General features: G+C 71.9%; 20 protein-coding genes and 1 pseudogene. 3 read left to right on the top strand and 18 right to left on the bottom strand.

Annotated elements, in window-relative coordinates:
• Positions 1-171 precede the first annotated feature (171 nt).
• On the top strand, positions 172-777 hold the full coding sequence (locus AC07AB_RS06695) for an AAA family ATPase (RefSeq protein WP_478561083.1): 606 nt from the start codon (positions 172-174) through the stop codon (positions 775-777).
• Between the two features lie 90 nt (positions 778-867).
• Here the strand turns inward: AC07AB_RS06695 and AC07AB_RS06690 are convergent, their stop codons facing one another.
• The 4 genes from AC07AB_RS06690 to AC07AB_RS06675 form a co-directional block, all read right to left on the bottom strand.
• On the bottom strand, positions 868-1032 hold the full coding sequence (locus tag AC07AB_RS06690) for a hypothetical protein (protein ID WP_478561080.1): 165 nt from the start codon (positions 1030-1032) through the stop codon (positions 868-870).
• 226 nt (positions 1033-1258) lie between these two features.
• Positions 1259-1573, bottom strand: coding sequence for a DUF7848 domain-containing protein (locus AC07AB_RS06685; RefSeq protein ID WP_478561077.1), 315 nt, complete (start codon positions 1571-1573; stop codon positions 1259-1261).
• Between the two features lie 524 nt (positions 1574-2097).
• Positions 2098-3267, bottom strand: a complete 1170-nt coding sequence (locus AC07AB_RS06680) for a helix-turn-helix domain-containing protein (protein ID WP_478561074.1) — start codon at positions 3265-3267, stop codon at positions 2098-2100.
• A gap of 471 nt (positions 3268-3738) precedes the next feature.
• Positions 3739-4908 carry a helix-turn-helix domain-containing protein gene (locus AC07AB_RS06675; protein WP_478561071.1) on the bottom strand — a complete coding sequence of 390 codons (1170 nt, stop codon included), beginning with the start codon at positions 4906-4908 and terminating at the stop codon, positions 3739-3741.
• A 327-nt stretch (positions 4909-5235) separates the two neighbouring features.
• On the opposite strand from AC07AB_RS06675, the gene AC07AB_RS06670 reads away from it, so the two are divergent.
• Positions 5236-6795 carry an MDR family MFS transporter gene (locus AC07AB_RS06670; RefSeq protein ID WP_478561068.1) on the top strand — a complete coding sequence of 520 codons (1560 nt, stop codon included), beginning with the start codon at positions 5236-5238 and terminating at the stop codon, positions 6793-6795.
• A 342-nt stretch (positions 6796-7137) separates the two neighbouring features.
• Here the strand turns inward: AC07AB_RS06670 and AC07AB_RS06665 are convergent, their stop codons facing one another.
• The 11 genes and pseudogenes from AC07AB_RS06665 to AC07AB_RS06615 all read right to left on the bottom strand — a co-directional run bounded on the left by AC07AB_RS06665 (position 7138) and on the right by AC07AB_RS06615 (position 18734).
• The gene (locus tag AC07AB_RS06665) at positions 7138-7794 is read right to left on the bottom strand and encodes a histidine phosphatase family protein (RefSeq protein WP_478561065.1); all 657 of its coding nucleotides are present in this window, start codon (positions 7792-7794) and stop codon (positions 7138-7140) included.
• Positions 7791-9080, bottom strand: coding sequence for a cytochrome P450 (locus AC07AB_RS06660; RefSeq protein ID WP_478561062.1), 1290 nt, complete (start codon positions 9078-9080; stop codon positions 7791-7793). Before AC07AB_RS06660 ends, AC07AB_RS06665 begins: the two co-directional genes overlap by 4 nt.
• Positions 9081-9186: 106 nt before the next feature.
• Positions 9187-9285, bottom strand: a pseudogene (locus AC07AB_RS06655) (adenosylhomocysteinase); the annotation flags it as partial.
• A 133-nt stretch (positions 9286-9418) separates the two neighbouring features.
• The gene (locus AC07AB_RS06650; RefSeq protein WP_478561059.1) at positions 9419-9856 is read right to left on the bottom strand and encodes an NUDIX hydrolase; all 438 of its coding nucleotides are present in this window, start codon (positions 9854-9856) and stop codon (positions 9419-9421) included.
• Between the two features lie 135 nt (positions 9857-9991).
• The gene (locus tag AC07AB_RS06645) at positions 9992-11752 is read right to left on the bottom strand and encodes a carbamoyltransferase family protein (protein ID WP_478561056.1); all 1761 of its coding nucleotides are present in this window, start codon (positions 11750-11752) and stop codon (positions 9992-9994) included.
• Positions 11752-12735, bottom strand: coding sequence for a 2-hydroxyacid dehydrogenase (locus AC07AB_RS06640; protein WP_478561053.1), 984 nt, complete (start codon positions 12733-12735; stop codon positions 11752-11754). The genes AC07AB_RS06645 and AC07AB_RS06640 overlap by 1 nt, the downstream gene beginning before the upstream one ends.
• On the bottom strand, positions 12732-13877 hold the full coding sequence (locus AC07AB_RS06635; protein ID WP_478561050.1) for an NAD(P)-dependent oxidoreductase: 1146 nt from the start codon (positions 13875-13877) through the stop codon (positions 12732-12734). The genes AC07AB_RS06640 and AC07AB_RS06635 overlap by 4 nt, the downstream gene beginning before the upstream one ends.
• Entirely contained in the window at positions 13874-15094 is a 1221-nt protein-coding gene (locus AC07AB_RS06630) for an adenosylhomocysteinase (RefSeq protein ID WP_478561047.1), read from the bottom strand. The genes AC07AB_RS06635 and AC07AB_RS06630 overlap by 4 nt, the downstream gene beginning before the upstream one ends.
• A gap of 73 nt (positions 15095-15167) precedes the next feature.
• The gene (locus AC07AB_RS06625) at positions 15168-16226 is read right to left on the bottom strand and encodes a radical SAM protein (protein WP_478561044.1); all 1059 of its coding nucleotides are present in this window, start codon (positions 16224-16226) and stop codon (positions 15168-15170) included.
• A 500-nt stretch (positions 16227-16726) separates the two neighbouring features.
• Positions 16727-18334 (bottom strand): LCP family protein, encoded by a 1608-nt coding sequence (locus tag AC07AB_RS06620; RefSeq protein WP_478561041.1) that lies wholly within the window; start codon positions 18332-18334, stop codon positions 16727-16729.
• On the bottom strand, positions 18327-18734 hold the full coding sequence (locus AC07AB_RS06615; RefSeq protein WP_478561038.1) for a DUF6542 domain-containing protein: 408 nt from the start codon (positions 18732-18734) through the stop codon (positions 18327-18329). Before AC07AB_RS06615 ends, AC07AB_RS06620 begins: the two co-directional genes overlap by 8 nt.
• A 388-nt stretch (positions 18735-19122) precedes the next feature.
• Between AC07AB_RS06615 and AC07AB_RS06610 the strand changes: the two genes are divergently transcribed.
• Positions 19123-19410 carry a hypothetical protein gene (locus AC07AB_RS06610; protein ID WP_478561035.1) on the top strand — a complete coding sequence of 96 codons (288 nt, stop codon included), beginning with the start codon at positions 19123-19125 and terminating at the stop codon, positions 19408-19410.
• A 300-nt stretch (positions 19411-19710) separates the two neighbouring features.
• Here AC07AB_RS06610 and AC07AB_RS06605 read toward each other — a convergent pair whose 3' ends face one another.
• From AC07AB_RS06605 to AC07AB_RS06595, 3 genes are all read right to left on the bottom strand, one after another.
• Entirely contained in the window at positions 19711-20184 is a 474-nt protein-coding gene (locus AC07AB_RS06605) for an N-acetyltransferase family protein (RefSeq protein WP_478561032.1), read from the bottom strand.
• Positions 20185-20194: 10 nt separating this feature from the next.
• Positions 20195-21775 (bottom strand): GMC family oxidoreductase, encoded by a 1581-nt coding sequence (locus AC07AB_RS06600; protein WP_478561029.1) that lies wholly within the window; start codon positions 21773-21775, stop codon positions 20195-20197.
• Between the two features lie 209 nt (positions 21776-21984).
• On the bottom strand, positions 21985-22893 hold the full coding sequence (locus AC07AB_RS06595) for a LysR family transcriptional regulator (protein WP_478561588.1): 909 nt from the start codon (positions 22891-22893) through the stop codon (positions 21985-21987).
• Positions 22894-22937 lie beyond the last annotated feature (44 nt).

Below are 22937 nucleotides of genomic sequence, written 5' to 3'. Positions count from 1 at the left end.
GTCAATCATCATGATGATTAGGGCGATACTCGCTCCGGGGCGCCGCTGACGTCAAGGGGCGGACGGGAGGCTCGTCCGGCCCCGATATCGGTCCGGCCTGGTGCGCGCCCCGACCGGGGCGCTCGGTACGGTGAGGCCGCAGGTGAGAGACGAGGGAAGGCGAGGTCAGGGGTGGACGGGAACGGGCTGGGCTGGCAGGTGATGCTCCTGGGCGGGGCGTCGGGGAGCGGGAAGACGCGGCTCGGCTATCCACTGGCCCAACGGCACGGGGTGCCGGTCGTGGAGGTGGACGACATCGTCGAGGCCGTACAGGCCATGACCACCCCCGAGCAGCAGCCCGCCCTGCACCACTGGAACACCCACCCCCAGGACGCCGACCTGTCCGTCGAGCGGGTCGTCGAACTCCAGCTGGCGATCTGCGCCGCCGTGCGCCCGGCCGTGGAGGCGGTCATCGCCAACCACCTGCGCACCCGCGTCCCCGTCGTCATCGAAGGTGACTACCTGCTGCCCGCGCTGGCCGCCCAGCGTTCGTTCGCGGGCGTCGAGGCGCGCCCCGGGGAGGTGCGCGCGGCGTTCGTGCGCGAGAGCGACGTCGACCAGCTCGTACGCAACTACCGCGAGCGCGAACCCGAGGAGGGGTCGCAGTCGCACCGGGCGCGGGTCAGCGCCCGTTACGGCGACGTACTCGCGGAGCAGGCGGCGGCACTCGGCCTGCCGGTGCTCGACGCCAGGCCCTGGGGCACGGTGGGGGAGCGGCTGGCCGCCGGGCTGGTCTGAGGGGACGAGTCCTCGCCGATGGGGGGCGGGCCTCGTGATCACACGGCCTGGGTGGGTGTCCAAATGCCGTCTATGTACGGCGAGTTGCCGTCACGGATTCGCCTGTGGCGATACCGGGTGCCCTTGGGCTCGGTGCCGCGTCAGGAGTACGCGGCAGTCCAGGGCCGCACTGGGGTCGCGCTCCCGCTCTGCCTCGGCGAGCTTCTTCGTCAGGGACCGGCAGTAGTCACAGGTGGGGGAGTTCTTCGCCGTCACGCCATAGCCTCTCTGGCTGCCGAGGCTCTGCCTCGGCCCGTACATGGGGGGATGGTGCGCGCCATTCAGCGTGTTGACAGGTTCTTGGGCCTGCGTATGGTGCGGACCCGTCGGTTCGCGATCGCGCGCGTCGTAGGTCAACTGCCGGCGGCTACGAGCTTCACCAGCAGTACGAGGGCGGTTCCTATGGCTCCGACGAACAGTGCGCTGAAGATCCTGCCACCGGTCATGTGGCATCGCCGTTCGTCGGCCCTCGCGACGCCGGTCGAGACTCCACCTCGCCTTTGATCAGCCGCCCTTCGTGTTCCTTCGGCGGCTCCAGCGTCACGTAGTCGCCGAAGTTCCGGCGGAAGCGCTTGTGCCCGGTCGCCTGGGCGTGTTTGCGCATCCATTCGACGGCCGTCTCCGGGTCAATGCCGATGGCGGATTCCCAGCCGCATTCGATGTCGTCTCCGGATACGCAGGTGACGGAGAATTCCGTGTGGGTGAACGGGTCCAGCTCGATCGTGTGGAGCACGTACCGAAAAGTACGACTGCCCATGAAGTCCCCCTCTCTTCGGTCCCCTTTGAGGTTCAGACGAACAGCTGTGTCCGGCTTCCCGCGTCCGGCGCGGCACTTGGTGCACCGGCACGGCGGGAACGCGGGGGAACCGAAGGGAATGGCCGGCTCGCCGCGCGGCCCGTACGAGTCCCCGGCGGCCCCCGGGAGCGTGTCGTTGACGCTCCGCTCGGCCACCCGGTGAGACGGCGCCTCGCGCGCCTTGCTCCTCATGAGCATTGCCACTTGAGCCGCATCAGTCCGCGCAGCACACGCGCCTGTATCGTCCGCGTCCTTTCGCACTCCGACGGCAACGGCCATTCCCCCGGGGCCATCGACCTTGCGCCGCCGATGCGGAGCAAGGTCACAACCAGGTCGGCGTCACAGGGCGCGGGGGATGTCGACGCAATGGCGTCTCTGGGCATCGCGAGGGCCTCTCCAAGTAGCGTGACCTGTCACGCTGGCAGGGAGAGGCCCTGATGTCTGTGGCACTTTCACAATCTGTGAGCGATAAGTACCCCGCGTAATCACAGGGCCAGGCCGACCACCCCGGCCAGCTCGCGCATCTCAGGGGTGAGCGTGCGGCGGCCTCGTACGACCCTGCCGAGCACATCCCGCGCGTACCTCTGCTGCGGCAGCCATTGCGGAGCATCGTGCTGGATTTGCTTCAACCGTTCGACAGCTAGCCCATATTGGCGAGTCTTGGCATGCGCGTCGGCCAAGTCCAACATGTGGCGGTTGCGGTTGGCCCACGTCTTCCGCAGCCCTGCGAGCGGTACTCGTTCGGCGAGCGTCAGCACCTTGTCCGGTCGGTCGAGAACGGCGGCATTCTCGACCGTTTTCATTGCTACCGTCACGGGTCCGAAGGACCTCAACGCATCGCTCGACGGGCGCTGTTCACGTCCCATAGCGGTGGCTGCGGCGCGCGCGAGCCTCATCGCATCGGACGCCTCGGCCGGGGAGTTGTTCCGAACGGCGGCGGCAGACACCCAGAGCATCATGTCCCCCCACGCGCTGAGCTCATCCGGCGTCGCCCTCGACATGCGTGGCTCTGTCTCATCGGCCCACCGCACGGCCAGTTCGTGGGCTTCCTCCAGCTGTCCCCGCCTCGTCCGCAGCCAGCACATGGTGTTGACGGTCGCCGCGGCCTCCAGCCGGTCAGCCGAGTCGGCCATGGCCCGCTCCAGGGCTGTCTCCGCCGCCTCGAACTGACGGTTGGCCACCATCAGGAACCCGGTGAGTTGCATGGTCCGCATGCGCACACCCCGGCCCTCGGGCCCGAGGGCGTCAGCATCGCGAACCAGGGCGGGCGTGATCCGCGCCAGCTCGGCGAACGCGTCCTCGGCAACGAGTGCCTGTGCGGCCCGCAGGGCGTCCGCCACGCCTCCTACCGTCGGAGGTTCGACCATGTCGCCTTCGAGCGTCGGTGGAGCAGCGAGTGCGGTGCGCACGGCAGCCCACCGGTCATCCGTCACAGGGTCGGCTCCCTCCTCACCGGGTTCCCCCGCCAGACGCATCGTCGGCACCCGTAGCGCTGCGGCCAACTTGCGCCATGTCTCCAGCCGGGCATGGGGCCTCTCGCCCTGTTCCAGTTTTGTGATCACCGATTTTGAGACTCCCGACGCGCGGGCCAGATCGCTCTGCGTCAGATCCCGCAATTTGCGAGTTGTCTTGAGGCGTTCTCCAGCAGATGCCATACCGCCAGGCTAGCGCCGCGGTATGTGCTGCCGTTGCGTTCGCGGCCCGCAGTGGCAATTGGTCCGCCGGTGAGGCGAGCAGGCCCCGCACTGGTGCGGGGGCGTGCTGGTGTCAGGGGAGAGCGGCCGCCTTCGGCCGGCGTCGGCCGTTGTTCGGTCGCCCGCGAGGGCAAAGGGCCGAGGTCGCCGTCCCCGCGTTGTGGCGGCGAATTCTCGTCGTCCCGGCCCGTGCCGCAGGCGTCGGCGGAGTTCTCTGATCGGCAATCAATTCGTGTAGTGACCACTACTGTTGGGCGAGCACTTTTCGTACCCGGCCGATGATCGGAGGACATCTCCCATGATGGCAGCGAGCGGCGATCCCAGTATCTCGGCGGGGTCCGGACCCGACCGGATGGACCGGCGCGCGGGCCTGGCCTGTGGGCTGCTCATCCTCGGTGCGTTCCTCCTGTGAACGATAAGTACCCCGCGTAATCACAGAGCCAGGCCGACCACCCTGGCCAGCTCGCGCATCTCAGGGGTGAGCGTGCGGCGGCCCTTGACCAGCCGTTCCATGATGTCGCGGGCGAATCGTTGCTGGGGAAGCCACTCGGGCGAGCTGTCACGGATTGCCCACAGCCGCTCGACTGCCTTGCTGTAGTCGCGGGTTTTGGCGTACGCGTCGGCTACATCCAGGTAATGGCGGTTGCGATTGTTGCTGGTCGGTCGCAGTCCGCCCGTCGGCACCCGCTCGGCGAGACGTAGGACCACGTCCGGACGGTCAACCACAGCGGCATTCTCGGCCCGCTTCAACGCGACCGTCACGGGCCCGAAGGTGCGCAGATGATCGTTCTCCGGGGCGTACTCCCGTCCGATCGCCACCGCCGCCGAGCGTGCGAGCCGTAGCGCGTCCTCGGCCTCACCGGGCGCGTTGTCGCGTACCGCCGCCGCCGATACGCGCAGCAGCAGCCACCCCCACGTACTGAGTTCGGCGGGTGTCGCGCGGGACATCCGAGGTTCGGTCTCGTCGGCCCAGTGCATCGCCAGCTCGCGGGCCTCGCTCAACTTCCCCTGCCTCAGCCGCAGCCAGCACAGCGTGTTGACGGTTGCCGCCGCCTGTAGGCGGTCCCCCGCATCGTCCAAGGCGCGCGTCAGGGCCGTCTCCGCCGCCGCGAACTGGCGCGTCTGCGTCAGCAGCCACCCAACGAGCTGGAGCGTCCGCACGCGCACCGCCCGCCCCTCCGGGCCAAGCGCGTCGGCGTCGCGTACCAAGGCCGGGGCGATTACCGCCAACGCGCCGAACGCGTCGCCTGCGAACAGCGGCTGCGCCGCCGTCAGCGCGTCCGCAACCCCCCTGACGGTGGGCAGATCCTCGTCCCCCTCGGCGGCGACCGGCGGGGCGGCGAGGGCGGCACGTACGGCTGCCCATCGGTCCTCTGTCTCCGGGTCCGCTCCGCTCCCGTCATGGTCCCCGGCGAGGTGCATCGTCGGCACCCGCAGCGCGTGGGCCAGCTTGCGCCAGGTTTCCAGGCGGGCGCCCTCCCGCTCCCCTTGCTCAAGCTTCGTGATCACCGATTTTGAGACTCCCGACGCGCGGGCCAGATCGCTCTGCGTCAGATCCCGCAATTTGCGAGTTGTCTTGAGGCGTTCTCCAGCAGATCCCATACCGCCAGGCTAGCGCCGCGGTATGCGCTGCCGTTGCGTTCGCGGCCCGCAGTGGCAATTGATCCGCCGGTGACGCGAGCAGGCCCCGCACTGGTGCGGGGACGCGACGGCGTCAGGGGAGAGCGGCCGGCGTCGGCCGCTGTTCGGTCGCCCGCGAGGGCAAAGGGCCGAGGTCGTCGCCCCCGCGTTGTGGCGGCGAATTCTCGTCGGCCCGGCCCGTGCCGCAGGCGTCGGCGGAGTTCTCTGATTGGCAATCAATTCGTGTAGTGAACACTACTGTTGGGCGAGCACTTTTCGTACCCGGCCGATGATCGGAGGACATCTCCCATGATGGCAGCGAGCGGCGATCCCAGTACCTCGGCGGGGTCCGGACCCGACCGGATGGACCGGCGCGCGGGCCTGGCCTGTGGGCTGCTCATCCTCGGTGCGTTCCTCGCCCTGCTGGACACCACGATCGTCAGCGTCGGCATGGACAGGATCGGGGAGCACCTCCACTCGCCGCTGTCGACCATCCAGTGGATCGGCGCCGGGTACATGCTGGCCATGGCCGTGGCCATTCCGCTGTCCGGGTGGGCCGTCGACCGGTTCGGCGGCCGGCGGATGTGGATGGCCACGCTCGCCCTCTTCCTCGTCGCCTCCGCGCTGTCCGGCCTCGCCTGGTCCGCGTCGAGCCTCATCGTCTTCCGTATCGTGCAGGGCTTCGCTGGCGGCCTGATCGAACCGGTCGCGCAGACGATGATCGCCCGGACGGCCGGGCCGCGGCGGGTGGGCCGGGTGATGAGCCTGGTGCAGATTCCGATGATGCTGGCCCCGGTCTTCGGGCCGGTGATCGGCGGCTCCGTCATGGAACTGGCGGGCTGGCGCTGGCTGTTCTTCCTCAACCTCCCGATCGGGGCCGCCGCCCTGCTGCTGGCCCGGCGTGTCCTGCCCAAGGACCGGCCCGCCGACCGGACCACCGGCGGCGGCTTCGACTCGCTGGGCTTCGCCCTGCTCTCCCCGGGGCTCGGGCTCCTCGTCTACGGGCTCTCCCGAGCCGGCACCGGTGCTCGGCCCGGTTCGGCGACCGTGGTGGTGCCGGTCGTCCTCGGGGCGCTGCTGCTGCTCGGCTACGCCGGGCACGCCCTGCGCACCAAGGGCGTACCGCTGATCGACCTGAGGCTGTTCGCGAACGGCAAGTTCGCCCGGTGCACGGTCATGCTGTTCATGCTCGGCTTCACCGTCAACAGCGGGCTGTTCATGATCCCCCTGTACGACCAGATCGTGCGCGGCGAGGGCCCCGTGCACGCCGGGCTGATGGTCGCCCCCCAAGGGCTGGGCGCGGCGCTCATCCTGCCGTTCGTCGGCCGGCTCACCGACCGCTTCGGCGCGCGCGGCGTCGTCCCCTTCGGCATGGCCCTGGCGGGCATCGGCACCTTCGCCTATACCCAGATCGCCGCGGGGACCGGCCAAGGGTGGCTCGCCTTCTGGCTGTTCGTCCGGGGCGTCGGCACCGGCGCGACCTTCGGCCCCGCGCTCGGCGCGGCCTATCAGGCCATCGGTGAGGCGGTGGCGGCGCGGGCCACCAGCGCGCTGTACGTGCTCCTGCAACTCGGCGGCGCCATCGGCACCGGCGGCCTCGCCCTGCTCTTCCAGAACCGCATCGCCGCCGCGATCCCCGGCGCCACCGGCACCCCCAGCGTCGCCGATGACCCGAGCCTGGCCGCGCCCCTCGCCCATGCCTTCGGTGAGGCGTTCTGGGCGGGCGTGGTGGTCTGCGCCGCCGCTGTCGTCGTCGGGCTGTTCCTGCCCGGCCGCTACAGCGGCGGCGAGGACGATCGGCCGGCCGACCGGGACGCCGCACGAGAACCGGCCCCGGCGGCGGAGGCCCCCGCGCCGCCGCCCCACTGAGCTCGGTCCATGCCCGACCCGGGTCGGCCATCGGGCTCAGGGAGCCGGGAACAGCCACGCGCCAACGCTCCCGCGGCGGCGGTTCTCTCCCGGGCGGCGCATCCGACACCTTGAGGCCGGGGCCGGTCGCCTGCTACGCGGCGCATCCCGACGCCCCGAGGCCGGACCGGTCGCCTACTGCGCGGCGCATCCCGACATCCCGAGGCCGGGGCCGGTCGCCTACGACGAAGAGTCACTCGCACGGACCAGTGATCCGGCCGGCGGATTCTTCCAGGGCGAGTCCGGGGCGAGTCCGGCCATGCCGAAGGGCATACCTGGCCGACCTATAGGTCCCGCCCCCCGTCAGCTCAGGTGGCTCACATCGTTGTGACACAGCAGCGTCCACCCCAGCCGACCCCCCGGCGGCGGCCACGGCAGCGGCCGCCGCGCCCAGTGCGTCAGACAGGCCGGGCCCGACGTGAACGAGGTGTGCGCCCGTACCCCGGCCGGCAGGTCGAGCAGGAGCTGGCTGACCGCCGTGATCGTCTCGCCGTGCCCCACGACCAGCACTCGCTGCCCCGCGTGCCGGTCCAGGAGCCGGTCCACCGCGGCCCGTACCCGTGCCAGGTACGCGCCCCAGCTCTCGCCGCCCGGCGCCAGCGGCCGGTCGGGGCTGAGTACGGGCGTACCGCCGAAGGCGTCGACCACCTCCCGCCAGGGGCGTCCGTCGCCCGCGCCGCAGTCCGCCTCGCGCAGGCCGGGTTCGGTGACCGGGGGCAGCCCGAGGGCCGCCGAGACGATACGGGCGCTCTCCCGGGCCCGGCGCAGCGGCGAGGTGTACAGGGCGTCGACGGGGCGGCGGGCGTGGTCCTCGCGCAGCCGCCGGGCCAGTCGGCGCACCTGCTCCCGGCCGGTCTCCGTGAGTCCTCCGCAGCCCACCAGGCCGCCGACCGTGCCCGTACGGCTGCTCACCGACTCGCCGTGGCGCACCAGGAGGAGTTCGGTGGCTTCCTGCCTCAACTGCCGTTCCCCGCGACGGGTACGCCGGGGATCGCCGCGAGCGCGGCCGCCAGGCCCGGACCCCGCCGCTCGCCCTTCGTGAACGTCGCGGGCAGCGCCGCGAACCCGTTGACCTGCCCCACCGACGGATAGTCGACGGCCTGCGACCCGATCACCTCGTAGTCCGGCAGCCGCTCCAGTACGGCGCTGAGCATGGTCTGGAACATCAGCCGGGCGAAGTGCGCCCCCAGGCAGCGGTGGATGCCCGCACCGAACGCGAGGTGCCGGCCCGCCGCCCGGTCGACGCGCAGCAGTTCGGGGGAGTCCACGGCCGCGGGGTCGTGGTTGGCCGCCGCCCAGGAGATCAGCACCCGGTCGCCGGTCCGCAGCGGGCAGCCGTTCAGCTCGGTGTCGCGGGTCACCGTACGGGCGTTGAAGTGGATGGGGGAGAAGTAGCGCAGGAACTCTTCGGTCGCGCTGTCCAGCAGCGTCGGCTCTCCGGTGATCCGGTGGCGTTCGCGCGGGTGGCGGGCCAGCCACTCCAGGCTCCGGCCGAGCAGCGCGGTGGTGCTGTCCGCGCCGCCGAAGAACAGCAACTGGCAGACGCTGACGGCCTCTTCGTCGGTGAGGCCCGCGTCCTCGGCGGTCAGATAGCTGATCAGATCGGCGCGCGGCGACCGGCGGCGGTCCGCCACCACGTTCCGGAGCAGAGCGAGTACCTCGCCCAGCAGCCGCCCGGCCTCGGTGTGCTCCGCGCTGCCCGGAGCGCTGGAGACCAGCGTGTGGAAGGGATGGGTCAGCTCCCGCCAGTCCTCGGCGGGCAGCCCGAGCCAGGCGACCACGAAGCAGGCGGGCAGCGGGAACCCGAGATCGCCGACGAGATCGATCCGCCCGGACTCGATCCGCTCGTCCAGCAGCGCCGTGGTGAGGCCGGTCAGCCAGGGCCGCCACACCTCGCACGCGGTGTGCGAGAACCGCGGGCTCAGCAGCCGCCGGTAGCGGAAGAACTCCGGCGGGTCCACCTCCTGCGGGATGCTGCGGGTCCCGGAGGAGAAGGGCACGCCGACGCCCCGGAAGCCGCCGCGTTCCCCGGTGGGGTCGTGGTCGGAGGAGTACGTGGCGTCGTCGCCGGCCACGGCGGCGACGGTCTCCTCGCTGGAGACCACCCAGAATCCGCCGTGCCGCTCGGAGCGGGCCACCGGGCAGCGTTCCCGCAGCTCGCGGTAGATCTCCGGCCACCGCTGCCCGTACTCGGCCGAACCGAAGTCGAAGTCGGTCCCGTGCCCCGACTGTCCGTTCCCGTGCATCCTGCCCACCTCGGTTCGGCCTGGGGCGTGCCCGCCCGGTTCGGTCGGAGCGTGCCCGCGCTGTTCAGGAGCGAGCCTGTGCTGCTCAGGAGCGTGCCCGCGCGGTTCAGTAGCGGTAGTGCTCCGGTTTGTACGGGCCTCTGACCGGGACGCCGATGTACTCGGCCTGATCATCCGTCAGTTCCGTCAACTCGCCGCCCAGCGACCGGCCGAACCCGGCCGGTGACACGTCGGCCACGGCGAAGTCCAGGCCGTTGAGGTGGTGCAGCCGCTCGGCGGTCATCGGTTGTTTTCCTCTCGCGACAAATCAGCGGAACGAAGTGGTTGTTGACGTGGAGTCAGGAAGTATGCGGGGGTGGCTCCGGCCAGTCCAGGCTCTCGAACCAGACCCCCGTGCGGTAGTTGTCGACGGCGGTGCGCATATACGGCACGACGTCGGAGGGCAGGTCGCGCACCGGGCTCCACAGCAGCTCGGAGCACTTGCCGGGCTCGGCGTTGACGGGGGTGCCCGCCCAGTTCCGGCACGCGGTGAAGAAGTCGACCCGGCTGCCGTCGGCCTGCCGGTGCACGACCGAGACGACGTCCACGGACTCCGGCGGCACCGCCAGGCCGACCTCCTCACGGGTCTCCCGGACGGCGCCGCGCCGCACGCTCTCGTCGTCCTCCAGGTGCCCGCCGACCAAGCTGAGCCAGCCGTCCCGGTAGCCGGTGCCGCGCCGCCGGGAGAGCAGGACGTGGCCGTCGCGCAGCAGCAGGATCCAGACGGCGGCGATCAAGGGGCACCAGCGCCCGTACGGACTCCGGGGCTCGCGCCCGTACGGACCTCAGTGCCCGCGCCCGTACGAGCTCCCGTGCCCGTACGAGCTCCCGTGCCCGTACGAGCTCCCGTGCCCGTACGGGCCGCCCCGCCCCTACCCACCGAGCGGGGCATGATCCACCTTGGGTCCGGCCGCCTCTGCCGCCCCCTCCACCCCCGCAGTCCCGGCCGCCCCGAGCACCCCGGCGGGCCCACCTGGCAGCAGCGACGGGTCCCGCGCGGCCAGCCACGGGCCGAGCACCAGCAGGTCGAGTCCGCTGCCGAGGAAGGTGCGGACCGCGTCCGCGGGGGTGTTCACGATGGGCTCGCCCGCCAGGTTGAACGAGGTGTTGAGCACCACCGGCACCCCCGTCAGCTCCTCGAAGCGGCGGATCAGCGACCAGTACCGGGGGCTGTGCTCCCGCTCCACGGACTGCGGGCGCGCCGTGCCGTCGACGTGCACGACGGCCGGTATCCGGGACCGCGCCTCGGGCCGTACGGTCGCCGACACGTTCATGAACGGGGAGCGGTGCGGGGTGTCGAAGTAGGCGTCGAACCGCTCGGACAGGACGCTCGGCGCGAGCGGGCGCCAGATCTCGCGCCCCTTGATCCGGTTGAGCCGGGAGACGATCTCCCGGCTCCTGGGGTCGGCGAGCACGCTGCGCGCGCCGAGCGCCCGCGGCCCGATCTCCGCGCGCCCCGAGCACCAGCCGACGATCCGGCCCTCGGTCATGGCGGTCGCGACATGGCCGATCAGCTCGGCCTCCGGCACCCGCACCACGTGCAGCCCGTCCGCCCGCAGCGCCTCGGCGGTCTGCGCGTCGTCGGGGCCCGGCCCCCAGTAGGCGTGGTCGATGCGGGTGGGCGAGAACGCCCCGCCCGTCGTACGGGCGTGGGCATGGGCGACGTGCAGCGCGGCGCCGAGGCTGACGCCGGGGTCGTGGGCGACGGGCAGGAAGTAGTACTCGTCGAAGAGCCCGCTGGCGGCGAGCCGGGCGTTGGCCGAGCAGTTCTGCGCGACGCCCCCGGCCACCACGAGCCGCCCGCTGCGCGTCGCCTCGCGGGCGTGCCGGGCGAGGCCGAGCAGCGCCTCCTCCAGGGCGGCCTGCGCGGAGGCCGCGAAGTTCGCGTACACCATCTGCTCCGCGCGCTGCCCGTCCAGATACGGGAACGTGGTCCGCCGCCACCAGGACAGCAGCGCCTCACGCATCTCGGTACGGGTGTCCGCGGTGTGCTCGACCCGCAGCTCCGGCGCCATCGCGGGGCCGCCGTCCTCGGTGACCAGTGGCATCGGCTCCCGCGCCCGGCCGTACGCGGCGAGCCCCATCAGCTTGCCCTCGCCCCGGGAGCCCGCGGTCTCCAGGCCCGCGTACTGGGTGGCCGCCCGGTAGAAGTGCCCGAGGGACGCGTTGACCGGGTAGCTCGCCAGCGTCCGGATGCCGTCCCCGTCGCCGTACGCGATCGAGCTGGACTCCCGCTCGCCCTGCCCGTCCACCACCACGATGGCCGCCTCGTCGAAGCCGCTGGACCACAGGGCGCTGGCCGCGTGCGACAGGTGGTGGGCCACCGGCACCGCCTTCGGCCGCAGCGGGCGGTCGAACTCGGCGGGCAGGGCGTTGTCCAGCTCCAGGTAGGGCGCGGCCGGCAGCGCCGGTTCGAAGCGGCCGATGTCCCAGCCGGTGGCGATGGCCCCGACGTCGGCGGCGCGCGCACCGGCCTGCCGCAGACAGGACCGTACGGCCTCGATCGGCATCTCCAGCCGGGCTCGCTTGCGGCGGCTGAACCGCTCCTGTTCGGCCATGGCCAGCAGCCCGCCGTCCTCCAGCAGAGCCGCGGAGGGGTCGTGGAAGCCGAAGTTGATTCCCAGGACGAGCATCAGCGAGCACCCCGCGCCATGGGTTCGACGAGGTCCCGCAGCGGTTGCCCTTCCTCCAGGCGGACGATGTTGGCGCAGGCGGAGCGGAAGTACATTTCGGCTACCTCCCGGGTGCGACCGGCGATATGGGGTGTCAGGAGCAGATTCGGGGCGCCGCCGAGCGGCGAGCCGGGGCCCAGGGGCTCGGCGGCGAACACGTCGAGCGCGGCCCCGGCGAGGCGGCCGGAGCGCAGCGCCGCGGTCAGGGCGGTCTCGTCGACGAGGCCGCCGCGCGAGGTGTTGACGAAGTAGCCGCCCGGGCGCATGAGCGCGAACTCCGCCGCGCCGAAACGGTAGTCGGCGGCGTCGGCCCGCACATGCAGGCTCACCACGTCGGCGGCGGGCAGAAGCCTCTCCAACGGCTGGTAGTGGACGTCGAGTTCGCGCTCCCGCCCGCAGGCGAGCCGGGTGCGGGAGAAGTAGCCGACTTCGGCGCCGAAGGCCGACAGTAGCCGGGCCGTGGCCGTGCCGATCCGGCCCATGCCCACCAGCGCCACCGACGCGCCGCCCAGCTGCCGGGTGGCCGCGTCGAACCGGTTGGAGGCGTGCCACTCCCCGGAGCGTACGAACGTATCGGCGTCGGGCAGCCGGCGCAGCAGCGCGAGCGCCGCCATGACGGTGTGTTCGGCGGTGGCCGCCGCGGCGAAACCGGATTTGTTGTGCGCCACCGGCACGTTGTGCGCCTGGGCGGCGGCCAGTTCTCCGGAGATGTCGTACTGTCCGCGCCCCAGGCGCTGCACCAGGCGGACCCGGTGCAGGAGCGCGAAGTCGGCCTTGTCCAGAGGCTCTTGGTCCACGACGATGACATCGCACCGGCCGAACTTGGCCTCCCGGTCCGTGTCGTGCGCGTCGGAGAATTCCAAGTGGAAGCGTGGCGGCCTCAGTTCGGCGGTGATGACCCGCCGGCCGAGCGCGCTGACGGCGCCGCGCACGAGGACGTTCACAGCGCCTCCCCATCCGGTTCCGGCCGCCACTCGTGGCCGAGCGCGGCGAGCTTGCGCCGGGCCACTTCCGCCTCGACCTCGGCGGGCACCGGCAGCAGCCGCGGCGGCGGACCGTCTCGCGGCGCGGGCCGCGCCGCGAGGTGGGTCAGGCACAGGGCGTGCAGGGCCAGGGAGATGTCCATCATCTCCGGCGGGTTGATCCCCGCGTAGACGTGGTTGCCGCCGGGCCCCTCCAGGAGGGTGAGCCGCTTGCCGTCCAGGACGTAGTCGATCCGTCCGGGCGCGACCCTACGGATGGTGGCGGCCGTGGCGAGGGCGGCCCGGTCGATCTCCTCGGCGGAGTGCCCGATCCCGCCGAGCACCGCGCCGTCCTTGAGGGCGCGCAGCCGCTCCAGGGAGAGCACCCGCCGCGCGTCGGTGACGGTGATGACGACATCGGCCGCGGGCAGCGCCCGGTCCAGCGGCACCAGCCGGTGGCCCTCGTAGACCGCCCGCAGCGCGGCCACCGGTGAGACCTCGGCGACCTCGACGCGGCAGTGGCACCCCCGGGCGTAGTCGGCGACCGCGCGCCCGGTGACCCCGTAGCCGACCACCAGCACGCTCTTGCCCGCGAGCTGGACCCCGGCGCCGAGTACGCCGAGGAGCGCGGCCTGCCCCGTGCCGTGCGCCGTCTCGACCGCGGACTTGAGGGCCGAGGCGGCGACGGAGAACAGCGGGAACGGCAGCGCGCCGCCCGCCTCGGCGACCTTCTTCACCGCGTTCCGTGAGTGCGCCGTCCCGCCGAGCACCGGCGTCGCCCCGTCCGTACGGCTCCACAGCAGGGCCAGTTCGCCGTTGTCGACGACCAGGTCCGGGGCGAATTCGAGTACGCACCGGGCGCCGGAGCTGGACTCCTGTAGCGGGGTGTCCAGCACCCGCGCGCCGAGAGCGGTCATCTCGCGGCCCGCCTCCGGGTCGAAGGTGGTGGACTTGGACGACACCACGACGACGCGGGCACCGCCCGCGAGGAGGACCCGCACGAGCCGCGCCGCCTCGTCGGTGACGTTGAGGGCGGCGGCCACCTTGCGGCCGGCGAGGGGGCGCCGCTGCCCGAAGTCCCGTTCCAGGGAACGCAGTACGGGCATGGGGGCGGTGCCGGTCATCCGACGTGTCCCAACGCCCTGAGCTTGGCGCGGGCCACGTCCTCCGTGAGTTCCTCGGGGGCGACGGACAGGCCCGGCGGCAGGCTGCCGCGCCGCTCCCACAGCCGTACGGCGCACAGGGCGTGCAGCGAGAGCGAGAGGTCCATCATCTCGCTGGCGTTGCCGCCTCCGCAGACGTGGTTGAACTGCACCCCGCCGCCGAGCAAGTACACGGATTTGTCCGGCAGTTGGTATTCGTCGAGGCCCGTAGAGACCGGCAGCACCTTCTTCGCCGCGGCGGCCAGCGCGGGCACGTCGACGGCGTCCGGGTAGTGCCCGATGTTGCCGAGCACCACGCCGTCCCGCAGCAGATCCAGGTCGTGGCCGCCGATGACGCCGTGCGTGCCGGTGGCCACGATGACGACATCGGCGCTGCTCAGGGCGTTGGTCAGCGAGTCGATCCCATGACCGGCGGCGGCCGCCCGCAGACAGGCCACGGCCGAGACGTCCACCACCGTCACCCGGGCCCGGAGCGCCGACACATAGGAGGCGATGCCCCGGCCCGCCGTCCCGTACCCGATGATCGTCACGTGCTTGCCGCTGAGCTGCATGCCGGTGGCCCCGATGACCGCGGCGGCGGTGGACTGCCCGGTGCCCATGGGCGTCTCGATCGCGTTCTTGAGCGGGTTGTCCACCAGCGACAGCACGGGGACCGTGAGCGGCGAGCCCGCCGCGGCCAGGGCCTTCACGGTCTGCGTGCCGCTGCGCGAGTGCACGGTGGCGCCGACCAGCTCGCGCGCCGCCTCGGGCCGTTCGCCGCAGGCGACGAGGAGCGCCGCATTGTCGATGAGCAACTGCGGGCGGAATTCGGCGAGTCGCCCGGCCAGGTGGTCGGGTCCGGCCGCGGGGTCGGGCGTGAGGACCCGGATCGTACGGTGCCTCTCCAGCTCGGCCACCGCGCCCGCGTCCACGGTCCTGGGGTTCGACGGATGCAGCAGGACGTGCGCCCCGGCGTCCTTGAGGGCGACCAGGAGATGGGCGCTCTCGGGGCTGACGTGCAGGGCCGCGGCGATACGGACGTCACGCAGCGGCTTCTCCGGCCGGAACCTGCGGCGGAGTCCGGCCAGCACCGGCATCTGCCGCCAGGCCAGCTTGATCCGCGCGCGGTCGGCGGCCTGGGTCCGTACCGCGGTGGCCGGGTGATCGGCCACCGCCTCCTCGGGTGGGGCTACGGCCATGTCTGTGCTCTCTCCTCTTCCCGGGCGCCGGGGCGCACCCCGGCGCCCGAAGGCCCGTCCGGTCGGCTCGGCCTCAGGCCTGGGACTTCCACAGCCGGCACATCGACACGAGTCCGTCGGGGGTCCGCGGCTTGCCGTTCTTGGCGAGCACCTCCTCGGCGGGGCAACCGCTCAGCCAGGGCTCGTCCTTGGCCTGGAAGGCGGCCTGGGTGAACAGCTCGAACTCGTTGTGCTGGCGGTTCAGCCGCAGCCCGCGGTCGGTCATCGTGGCGAAGTGCATCGGCTCGTCGAACAGCACCGAGCAGACATAGCAGCGGCCGTCCGGGAAGATCGACAACCGGTCGAGCGAGCAGCCGACGCAGCCGCGGTACCCCTCGTCGATGTACCGCTCCAGCTTCTGGGCGCCCGCGTAGGTCGGCGGGTACCAGATCGACGTCCGGTAGTTCTCCTTGATCGACTCCAGGTACTCGTAGAAGTCGATCCAGCGCTGCGGGGAGAGCGACCACTCCTCGGCGTTGGCGATCCCGCGCCCCTCCTCGGAGAAGACGTGGAAGTTGACCATCTTGACGCCGAGCTCGTCGGCGAGCGCGAGGAGCGGCGCCGCGTCGTCGATGTTGAGCTGGGAGATCGTGCAGATCAGCCGCACGTCGTAGCCCGCGGCGATGGTCTCGCGGATGCAGGGGACCGTCTTGTCGAACATGCCCTCGCCGCGGATCGCGTCGTGCGTGGCGGGGCTCGCGCCGTCCAGGCTGAAGGAGATGTAGTGCAGCTTCGCCGGGTCGATCTTGTCGATGGTGCGCTCCAGCAGACCATTGGAGTTGATCATGATCTGCTTGTAGCCCAGCTCCTCGGCGTAGTCGACCATGCGGGGCAGGTCGGGGTGGAGCGTGGGCTCGCCGCCGAGGAAGGTGATGTACTCGCCGCCCAGGGTGCGGCAGTAGTCCATGATGTTGCTCGCACGGTCGAACGTCAGCGAGAGCCCGCGCTCCAGACGGTCGCCCATGTAGCAGTGTCCGCACCGCAGTTGGCACTTTTCGGTGACGTACAGATAGATGTTGTGGAACCGCTTGTAGTGCACGCGCGAGCGGTCACGGGAGCTGGTCACGCTCTCCACGGGAACAAAGGTAGCCATTGCGCACTCCCCGTTCGGAAGGGTTTCCGGGCAGGTTCGGCGGAGCGGCGGCAGGTCGGACAGGACCCGGCCGGCGGCGCGTGAACCTTGGCACATGCGTGGTGCTCCGCGCGGCGGACGTCAGCGGATCCTCGAACGGATCGGGTGCTCGACACGGCAATTCGGCCGGTCTTCACCGCCGCACGCCATCGAACGTAAGGCGGGTGTTCCAGGGGATGTGAGAGTTATTCCAGCCGCGCCCCGAGGTCTCCGGGGGCCTCGGGGCGCGTGCAATCACTACCGGAGCGGCGCGCCGGCGGACGTCCCTCGGAGTGGGCCGGAGGTGAGCGTCGGACGTAATCCTGACGCCGTGAACAGCGGGAGCGCCACCCGGACTGTCCCGAAAACACCGCTGCGGCCGGGGGCGCGAGGCTCCCGGCCGCAGCGGTGTCCGAAAGGAGACGCTCGGCGTCAGTAAGGTAACGCTTAGTTTCTGCCTCCCAACGCCCTTGCTGCGGGCGTCAGTTCACGCATGGAACGCCGCCCGCCTTCACCGCCGGGCCCGACGTGTCGTCGTCATCATCCGACGAGGACGACGAGGAACCAGCCGGGCCGGTGCTGGGCTTGGAGTCGTCCGATGTGGCGGGTGCCTCGGTCGGGAGCTTGTAGTCCTGGCCGAGCGTGATGCTGACGTGCCCCGCGGGTACCGACGCGCTCGGGGTGGGCGCCGCCGTCTTCAGCCGGTCCGCGATCTGCTGCGCGGCCTTCTGCGCGCCGCTGCCGTAGACGATCGTGGTGTGCGGCTGCGCCGGGGCGTCGCCCGCCGCGCCCGCGGTGTAGCCGAGCTTGGCCAGGGCCTTGAGCCCGGCGTCGGCGGCGCCGGTGGCCCCGTTGCCGTTGCGGACGTCGACCGTGCCCGGCGCGGCCTTCTCGGGCTTCTTGCCGCCCGAGGAGTCCTTCGGGGCGGCGGTGGCGAACGCCTGCTGGACGATCTTCCTGACCTGGGCCGGGTCGACGAGGTTGACGGACTCCTTGTTGCGCGTGCCGAACCCGGTGATGGGCAGGGTGTGGAAGACGACGTTGCCGCCGGTGAGGTTGGGCGCCTGCTGGGCGAAGTCCAGCACGTCCCAGGACTTGTCGAGGACCAAGTCCTTCTTGACGACGTCGAGGAGCCCTTGCAGCTTGCCCAGGTCGCCCCAGACCCCCTGGTTCTTCAGCTCGTGGGTGACCGACGAGATGAACGCCTGCTGGCGGCGGGTGCGGTCCAGGTCGCCGTTGAGCAGCCCGTGGCGCTGGCGCACGAAGGCGAGCGACTGCTTGGCGTCGAGCTTCTGGACCCCGGCGCCGAAGTCGGCGCCCGAGTAGTGGTCCTTCACCGGGTGCTTGAGGCAGACCGTGATCGGCTGGAGCACCTTGGCGATGTCGTAGAAGCCGAGCAGATTGACCTCGGCGAAGTGGTCGATCGGCACGTCCAGGAACTTCTGCACCGTGGCCAGCGTCGCCTCCCGCCCGGCCTCCCGGCTCTTGCCCTCCAGCTTCGCGCCCTTCATCCCCTGCGCGGTGAGCTTGTCGTGGGCCCCGGCGTAGGCGTTGGAGTACGCCTCCTTGATCTTGAAGTGGCCCTGTACGGAGCCGTCGCCGTTGTAGGTCTCCACATAGTCGTCACGGGGCACCGAGAACGCCTGGACCTTGCCGCCGTCCTTCGGTATGTGCATCAGGATCAGCGTGTTGGTGTTGTAGTAGCCGATCTGGCTGGACCCGGCGTGCAACTGGTCCTGCACGAACTGCTTGGGCAGGTCGTTGCCGTTCATGTCCTTGCGCGAGTCGAGGCCGATGAGCAGCAGGTTCACCGAGCTGTCGAGGTGCTTGGGCGCGTTCTTCTTGATGGAGTCCAGCGCGCTCGACGTGGTCATGCCGTCGGTCAGCGAGTGGTACGCGTACCAGGTGGCCCCGCAGGTGATCAGCACGACGGCGGAGGCGGCCCAGACCATGGCGCGCAGCGCCAGCACCATCCGCGGCGGCCGGCCCGCCGTGCCGGGGGCGGCCGCCGCTTTGCCGCGGGGGCGTGCGCGACGCCGGGTCCCGTGCTTGTTCGGCCCCGACTGCCGGGACCCGCGCTCCTCAGCCATTTCCGCGCCTCCCGCGCCGCATGCCGCCGAGGCCGCGTACGGCCAGCACCGCGAGTACCGCGCACTCCGCGGCCGCCATCGCCGGGAACCCGGCGACGGCCCAGCGCACCAGATCGGTGGTGAGCGTCTTGCCGCCGGACGGCCCGGCGCCGAGCAGCCCCGCGCCCGCCGTCACCGCCGCCACCACCAGCGGGGGCAGCGGCACCACCCACCACAGGGCGTGCCGCCGGGCCGCCAGGACGGCCGCCCAGCCCGCGCCCAGCGCGGCCCCGGCCGCCAGCGTCCACCCCGGGCCGGAGCCGACCATGCTGTCCACGGCCACGCCCAGCAGCGGCGGCGCCACCAGGGCGACGGCCACCGCGCCGCGCGTGCCGCGCCGGGCAGTGGGGGTACTGCTCACCTGTTCGGGCCCGTACGAGCCGGCCGCTCCGGGAGAGGCGGGCTCCGCCGCGAGGGCGGGCTCCTTCCGCGGTGGGTACGGGGCGCTTCGAGCGCCCCGGCGGGTCTGTCCGCCGCCTGCTGCTCGTGCCTGCTGTTCTTGCATACGTCCGTTCTCACCAGTCCGTTCGGCGGTTCACCGGCTTCCCCCCGCCGGCCCGCTCCGGCCGTGCTTGTGCTCGTCGGCCAGTGAGACGGTTCGCTCGCCGAGTTAGTTGCCTGGTCGCGCAAGCCCGCAAGCGTCTATGACGAGGGCCACACAGATGGGCCGAGGTGGGGTCGCTAATATAGTTGCACGATTGCGCAATTGAGCAACTCGATGGATTCGGGTGGACCGACGCGAAGGGGCAGTGGAGTTGTCGCAGGAGCAGCAACCGCCGACGGGCAGCGCGAACCTGCGCATCGGCGCGGCCGTGGCCCGGATCGAGGGCCTGTACACCGCCCTGCGCACCACCGGCCCCGGAGAGCGCAGAGATCAACTCATGGCCGACCTCGCGCGGGCGGGCCGGAGTCTGGCCGCGGTCACCGAGGCGACCGCGGGCGGCGGCGGGATCGTGCCGCCCCGGTCACGGTGGCAGCGCCGCCGCGCACTGGCGGCCCGCGGCGCCGACTGGCTCGCCGCTCGTACGGGGCCGTAGCGCCGGGCTCCGGCCCGCGAGCGGGGGCTCCGGCTACGTAGGTCCGGCCTCCGCATGTGGGTCCGGCCCCGGTCCGTGGGTCCGGCCCCGGTCCGTAAGTCCGGCCCTGGTCCGTGGGTCCGGCCCCGGCGTGCAAGTCTGGCACCGGCCCGTAATGCCGGTCCTGCGGCCCGTACTGCCGTCGGCCGACCCGGCCTTCAGCGCTGGCCCCGGTCCGTAGTGCCGACCCCGGCGTGTAGCGCCAGCGCCCGATCCATAGCGCCGCCCCCCGGTCCGTACCGCCGCGCCGGGCGCCCCCGCCTACCGGGGCGTGCCCGGCGTCCAGCGCATGGTCATATCGGGCAGGTTCTCCATGTTGCGGCTGCCGTCGTTGGTGTCGAGCACCGTGAAGCCGTGGCGCTCGTAGAACCGGCGGGCGTCCGTGTTGAGCTGGAACACGCGCAGCGACATCCCCCCGGGGCTGTGCCGCCTCGCCTCATCGAGGAGCAGCGTGCCGATGCCCCGGCGGCGGACGTCCGGACGCAGATAGAGGTGTTCGAGCATGTCGCCCTCCAAAGCGGCATAGCCCACCACCTCCCCGCCCAGGACCGCGACCCACATCCGACACTCCTTGAACACGGTGTGCTCGATCCACCACGCCACCTCGTCCTCACCGCGCCGCTGCGCCGGGAGATACGGCATCGTCGCCGCCCGTGACGCCAGATGGATACGCGCGATCACCGCCGCGTCCACCGTGTCCGCGCCCCGAATCCCCACCCCGTCGCCATGAATCACGGGGGCGACCCTACAACGGCCCGCCACCGGCGTCGGGCCCGCCTCGGAGCCCGCCACCGGCCTCGCCTCTGCCGTGGAGAAGGAGCTCGGCGGCCTTCTCGCCGATCATGATGGTGGGGGCGTTGGTGTTCCCGGAGGGGACCGACGGCATGACGGACGCGTCCGCGACGCGCAGCCCCGCGACGCCGCACACCCGCAACTCGGGGTCGACGACCGCCAGCGAGTCCTGCCCCATCCGGCACGTACCGACCTGGTGGTGGTACGTACCGACCGCGCGGCGTACATAGGCGCGCATGTCGGCGCGGGTGCGCGCATCCGGCCCCGGGGCCGCCTCCGCCTTGCGCCAGTCGTCGAAACGGGCGCTGTGTCCGATCTCCCGGGACAACTCCACCGCGTCCACCAGCGACTCCATGTCGTGCGGCTCCGCCAGCACATTCGGGTCCACCAGCGGCGCGGCCTCCGGGTCCGCCGAGGCGAGCCGCAGGGTGCCCCGGGACAGGGGGCGCACGATGCCGGGGGCGATGGTGTAACCGTGCTCGGGCACCGGATAGGACTCGGCCGGATAGACCAGGTGCATGAACAACGGCTGCAGGTCGGGGCCCGGCCGCCGCCCGTCCGTCGAGGCGAAGAGCTGGCTCTCCAGGAGGTTCGCCCGCCCGGCGGGCAGCGGCCGCGACGCCTCGTAGACATTGCTGACCAGCAGGTGGTCGTGGAGGTTCGCACCGACCCCGGGCAGGTCCGCGGCGACCTCGACGCCGACCCGCCGGAGATGGTCCGCGGGCCCGATGCCGGACAGCAGCAGCAACTGCGCCGAACCGATCACGCCGCCGCACAGGACCACCTCCGCCGTCCCGTACGCCCGGTGGAGCGCGCCACCGGCCGCGTACTCCACGCCGACGGCCCGGCCGTCCTCCAGCAGCACCCGGTGCGCCCGCGCGCCGGAGCTCACCTTCAGCGCCGGATGCGCGGCCAGCGGTGCCATGAAGCTCTGCCACGCGCTCATCCGGCGGCCGTCGCGGATCGTGACGTGGTTGAAGCCCGCCCCCGTCATCCGCTCGCCGTTGAAGTCATCGGTCGGCGCGTGCCCCAGATCGACCGCGGCCGCCACGAACGCCTCGGCGGTGGGGTGGGGTTCGGTGATCCGGGCGACGGGGAGCGGGCCGCCCCGGCCGTGCCAGGCGCTCGGGCCGTCGGCGTGGTCCTCGGAGCGGAGGAAGTACGGCAGCACGCTGTCCCAGTCCCAGCCGGGGCAACCGCCGTACGCCCAGGCGTCGTAGTCGCTGCGGTGCCCGCGGATGTAGATCATGCCGTTCAACGAGCTGCTGCCGCCGAGCACTTTGCCGCGCGGCCAGAACAACGACCGGCCGTTCGCGTGGCGTTGAGGGACCGTCATGACCGACCAGTCCACCTCCGACCCCAGCAGCGTCGGCCACCCCTGCGGGCTGTGCACCGCCGGATCGTCGTCGGCCGGGCCCGCCTCCAGGATGTGCACCGAACGCCCCTGGTCGAGCAGGCGCCGCGCGATCACACTGCCTGCCGACCCCGCGCCCACGATCACATAGTCGTGCTCGACCAGCCCTTGCTGTGGCATGGCTTTCAGCTCCCGACGCGTCGACGCTGGGGGTCATGCTAGAGCCTGCCTTCGATCGGTGTCGCGGCTCATGTGCCGCGGGTCGCCTGGCGTAGGAGATGCGATGCGGACACCCGGCCGGCCCCCGCTCTCGCCTCTCGGACCGTGATCTCGCCCCTCGGCCCGCGGCCTCACCCCGCGGCCTCACCCCTCGGCCTCACCCCTCGGCCTCAGCCGCCGTCCGAGCCGGGCCGCTGGAGTGCCGTACGGAGTTGGTCCCGTAGCCAGCGGTGCGCCTGGTCGTCGTCGTGCCGCTGGTGCCACGCGAGGATGACGGGCAAGGGCGGCACGTCGAAGGGCAGGGGGCGCAGAAGGAGCCCGAGTTCACGGGTCACGGGCCCGACCATGAGCTCGGGCACCACGACGAGGGCGTCGCTCGCACGGGCCAGGCGCAGCGCCGCGGAGCCTGTCGGGGCGGCGGCGATCACCCGACGGCGCAGTCCCCGCGCTTCGAGCAGGTCGTCGATGAGGTCCCGCAGGCGACCCCGGCGGGACACGGTCACGTGGTCCGCCGCGGTGTAGTCGTCGAGGGTGAGCCGGCCGCTCGCCCGGGGGTGGCCGGAGCGCAGGGCGACGACCAGCCGGTCGTGGGCGACCGTCTCGTGGCGGACGTCCGGCTGGGTCGGGCGGGTGGCGCCGATCTCAAGGTCGACCTGCCCGCGCCGCAGGTCGTTGGTGTCCCCGTCGGCTTCGGCGAGCAGCCGCAGGCGAACGCCGGGGGCGTGGGCCCGGACCGTGGTGAACAGGTCGGGGGCGACGGCGTTGGTGATGGCGTCGTTCCACCGCAGCGTGAAGGTCCGCTCCAGCGTCGTCAGGTCGAGTTCCCGTTCCGAGGAGAGCACCGCGTGCGCGCGCCGCACCAGCAGGTGGACCTCCTCGCGGATCGCGAGGGCGTGCGGCGTGGGGGTCATCGTTCGCCCGGTGCGGACCAGGATCTGGTCGCCCGTGACATGGCGGACCCGGCCGAGCGCTCTGCTCATGGCCGGTGCGGTCAGGTGCAGTCGGTCCGCGGCGCCCGCCACGCTGCCCTCCTCAAGGAGTGCGTCGAGAGCGGTCAGCAGGTTCAGATCCAGATGCATCAGAGTCATCCCAAAGCTTACGAACATGCATTTGACGACATGCT

It is taken from the genome of Streptomyces sp. NPDC044033 (assembly GCF_056434425.1).
The sequence above is the reverse complement of the archived record's forward strand: the minus strand, read 5'-3'. Positions and strand labels throughout refer to the sequence as shown.

What these genes read in the sequence shown, in the direction of transcription:
- AC07AB_RS06685 (WP_478561077.1), bottom strand. Translation starts at nt 1,573, where the DNA reads ATGGGCAGTCGTACTTTTCGGTACGTGCTCCACACGATCGAGCTGGAC.
- AC07AB_RS06680 (WP_478561074.1), bottom strand. Translation starts at nt 3,267, where the DNA reads ATGGCATCTGCTGGAGAACGCCTCAAGACAACTCGCAAATTGCGGGAT.
- AC07AB_RS06675 (WP_478561071.1), bottom strand. Translation starts at nt 4,908, where the DNA reads ATGGGATCTGCTGGAGAACGCCTCAAGACAACTCGCAAATTGCGGGAT.
- AC07AB_RS06670 (WP_478561068.1), top strand. Translation starts at nt 5,236, where the DNA reads ATGATGGCAGCGAGCGGCGATCCCAGTACCTCGGCGGGGTCCGGACCC.
- AC07AB_RS06660 (WP_478561062.1), bottom strand. Translation starts at nt 9,080, where the DNA reads ATGCACGGGAACGGACAGTCGGGGCACGGGACCGACTTCGACTTCGGT.
- AC07AB_RS06645 (WP_478561056.1), bottom strand. Translation starts at nt 11,752, where the DNA reads ATGCTCGTCCTGGGAATCAACTTCGGCTTCCACGACCCCTCCGCGGCT.
- AC07AB_RS06635 (WP_478561050.1), bottom strand. Translation starts at nt 13,877, where the DNA reads ATGACCGGCACCGCCCCCATGCCCGTACTGCGTTCCCTGGAACGGGAC.
- AC07AB_RS06630 (WP_478561047.1), bottom strand. Translation starts at nt 15,094, where the DNA reads ATGGCCGTAGCCCCACCCGAGGAGGCGGTGGCCGATCACCCGGCCACC.
- AC07AB_RS06625 (WP_478561044.1), bottom strand. Translation starts at nt 16,226, where the DNA reads ATGGCTACCTTTGTTCCCGTGGAGAGCGTGACCAGCTCCCGTGACCGC.
- AC07AB_RS06620 (WP_478561041.1), bottom strand. Translation starts at nt 18,334, where the DNA reads ATGGCTGAGGAGCGCGGGTCCCGGCAGTCGGGGCCGAACAAGCACGGG.
- AC07AB_RS06600 (WP_478561029.1), bottom strand. Translation starts at nt 21,775, where the DNA reads ATGCCACAGCAAGGGCTGGTCGAGCACGACTATGTGATCGTGGGCGCG.
- AC07AB_RS06595 (WP_478561588.1), bottom strand. Translation starts at nt 22,893, where the DNA reads ATGCATCTGGATCTGAACCTGCTGACCGCTCTCGACGCACTCCTTGAG.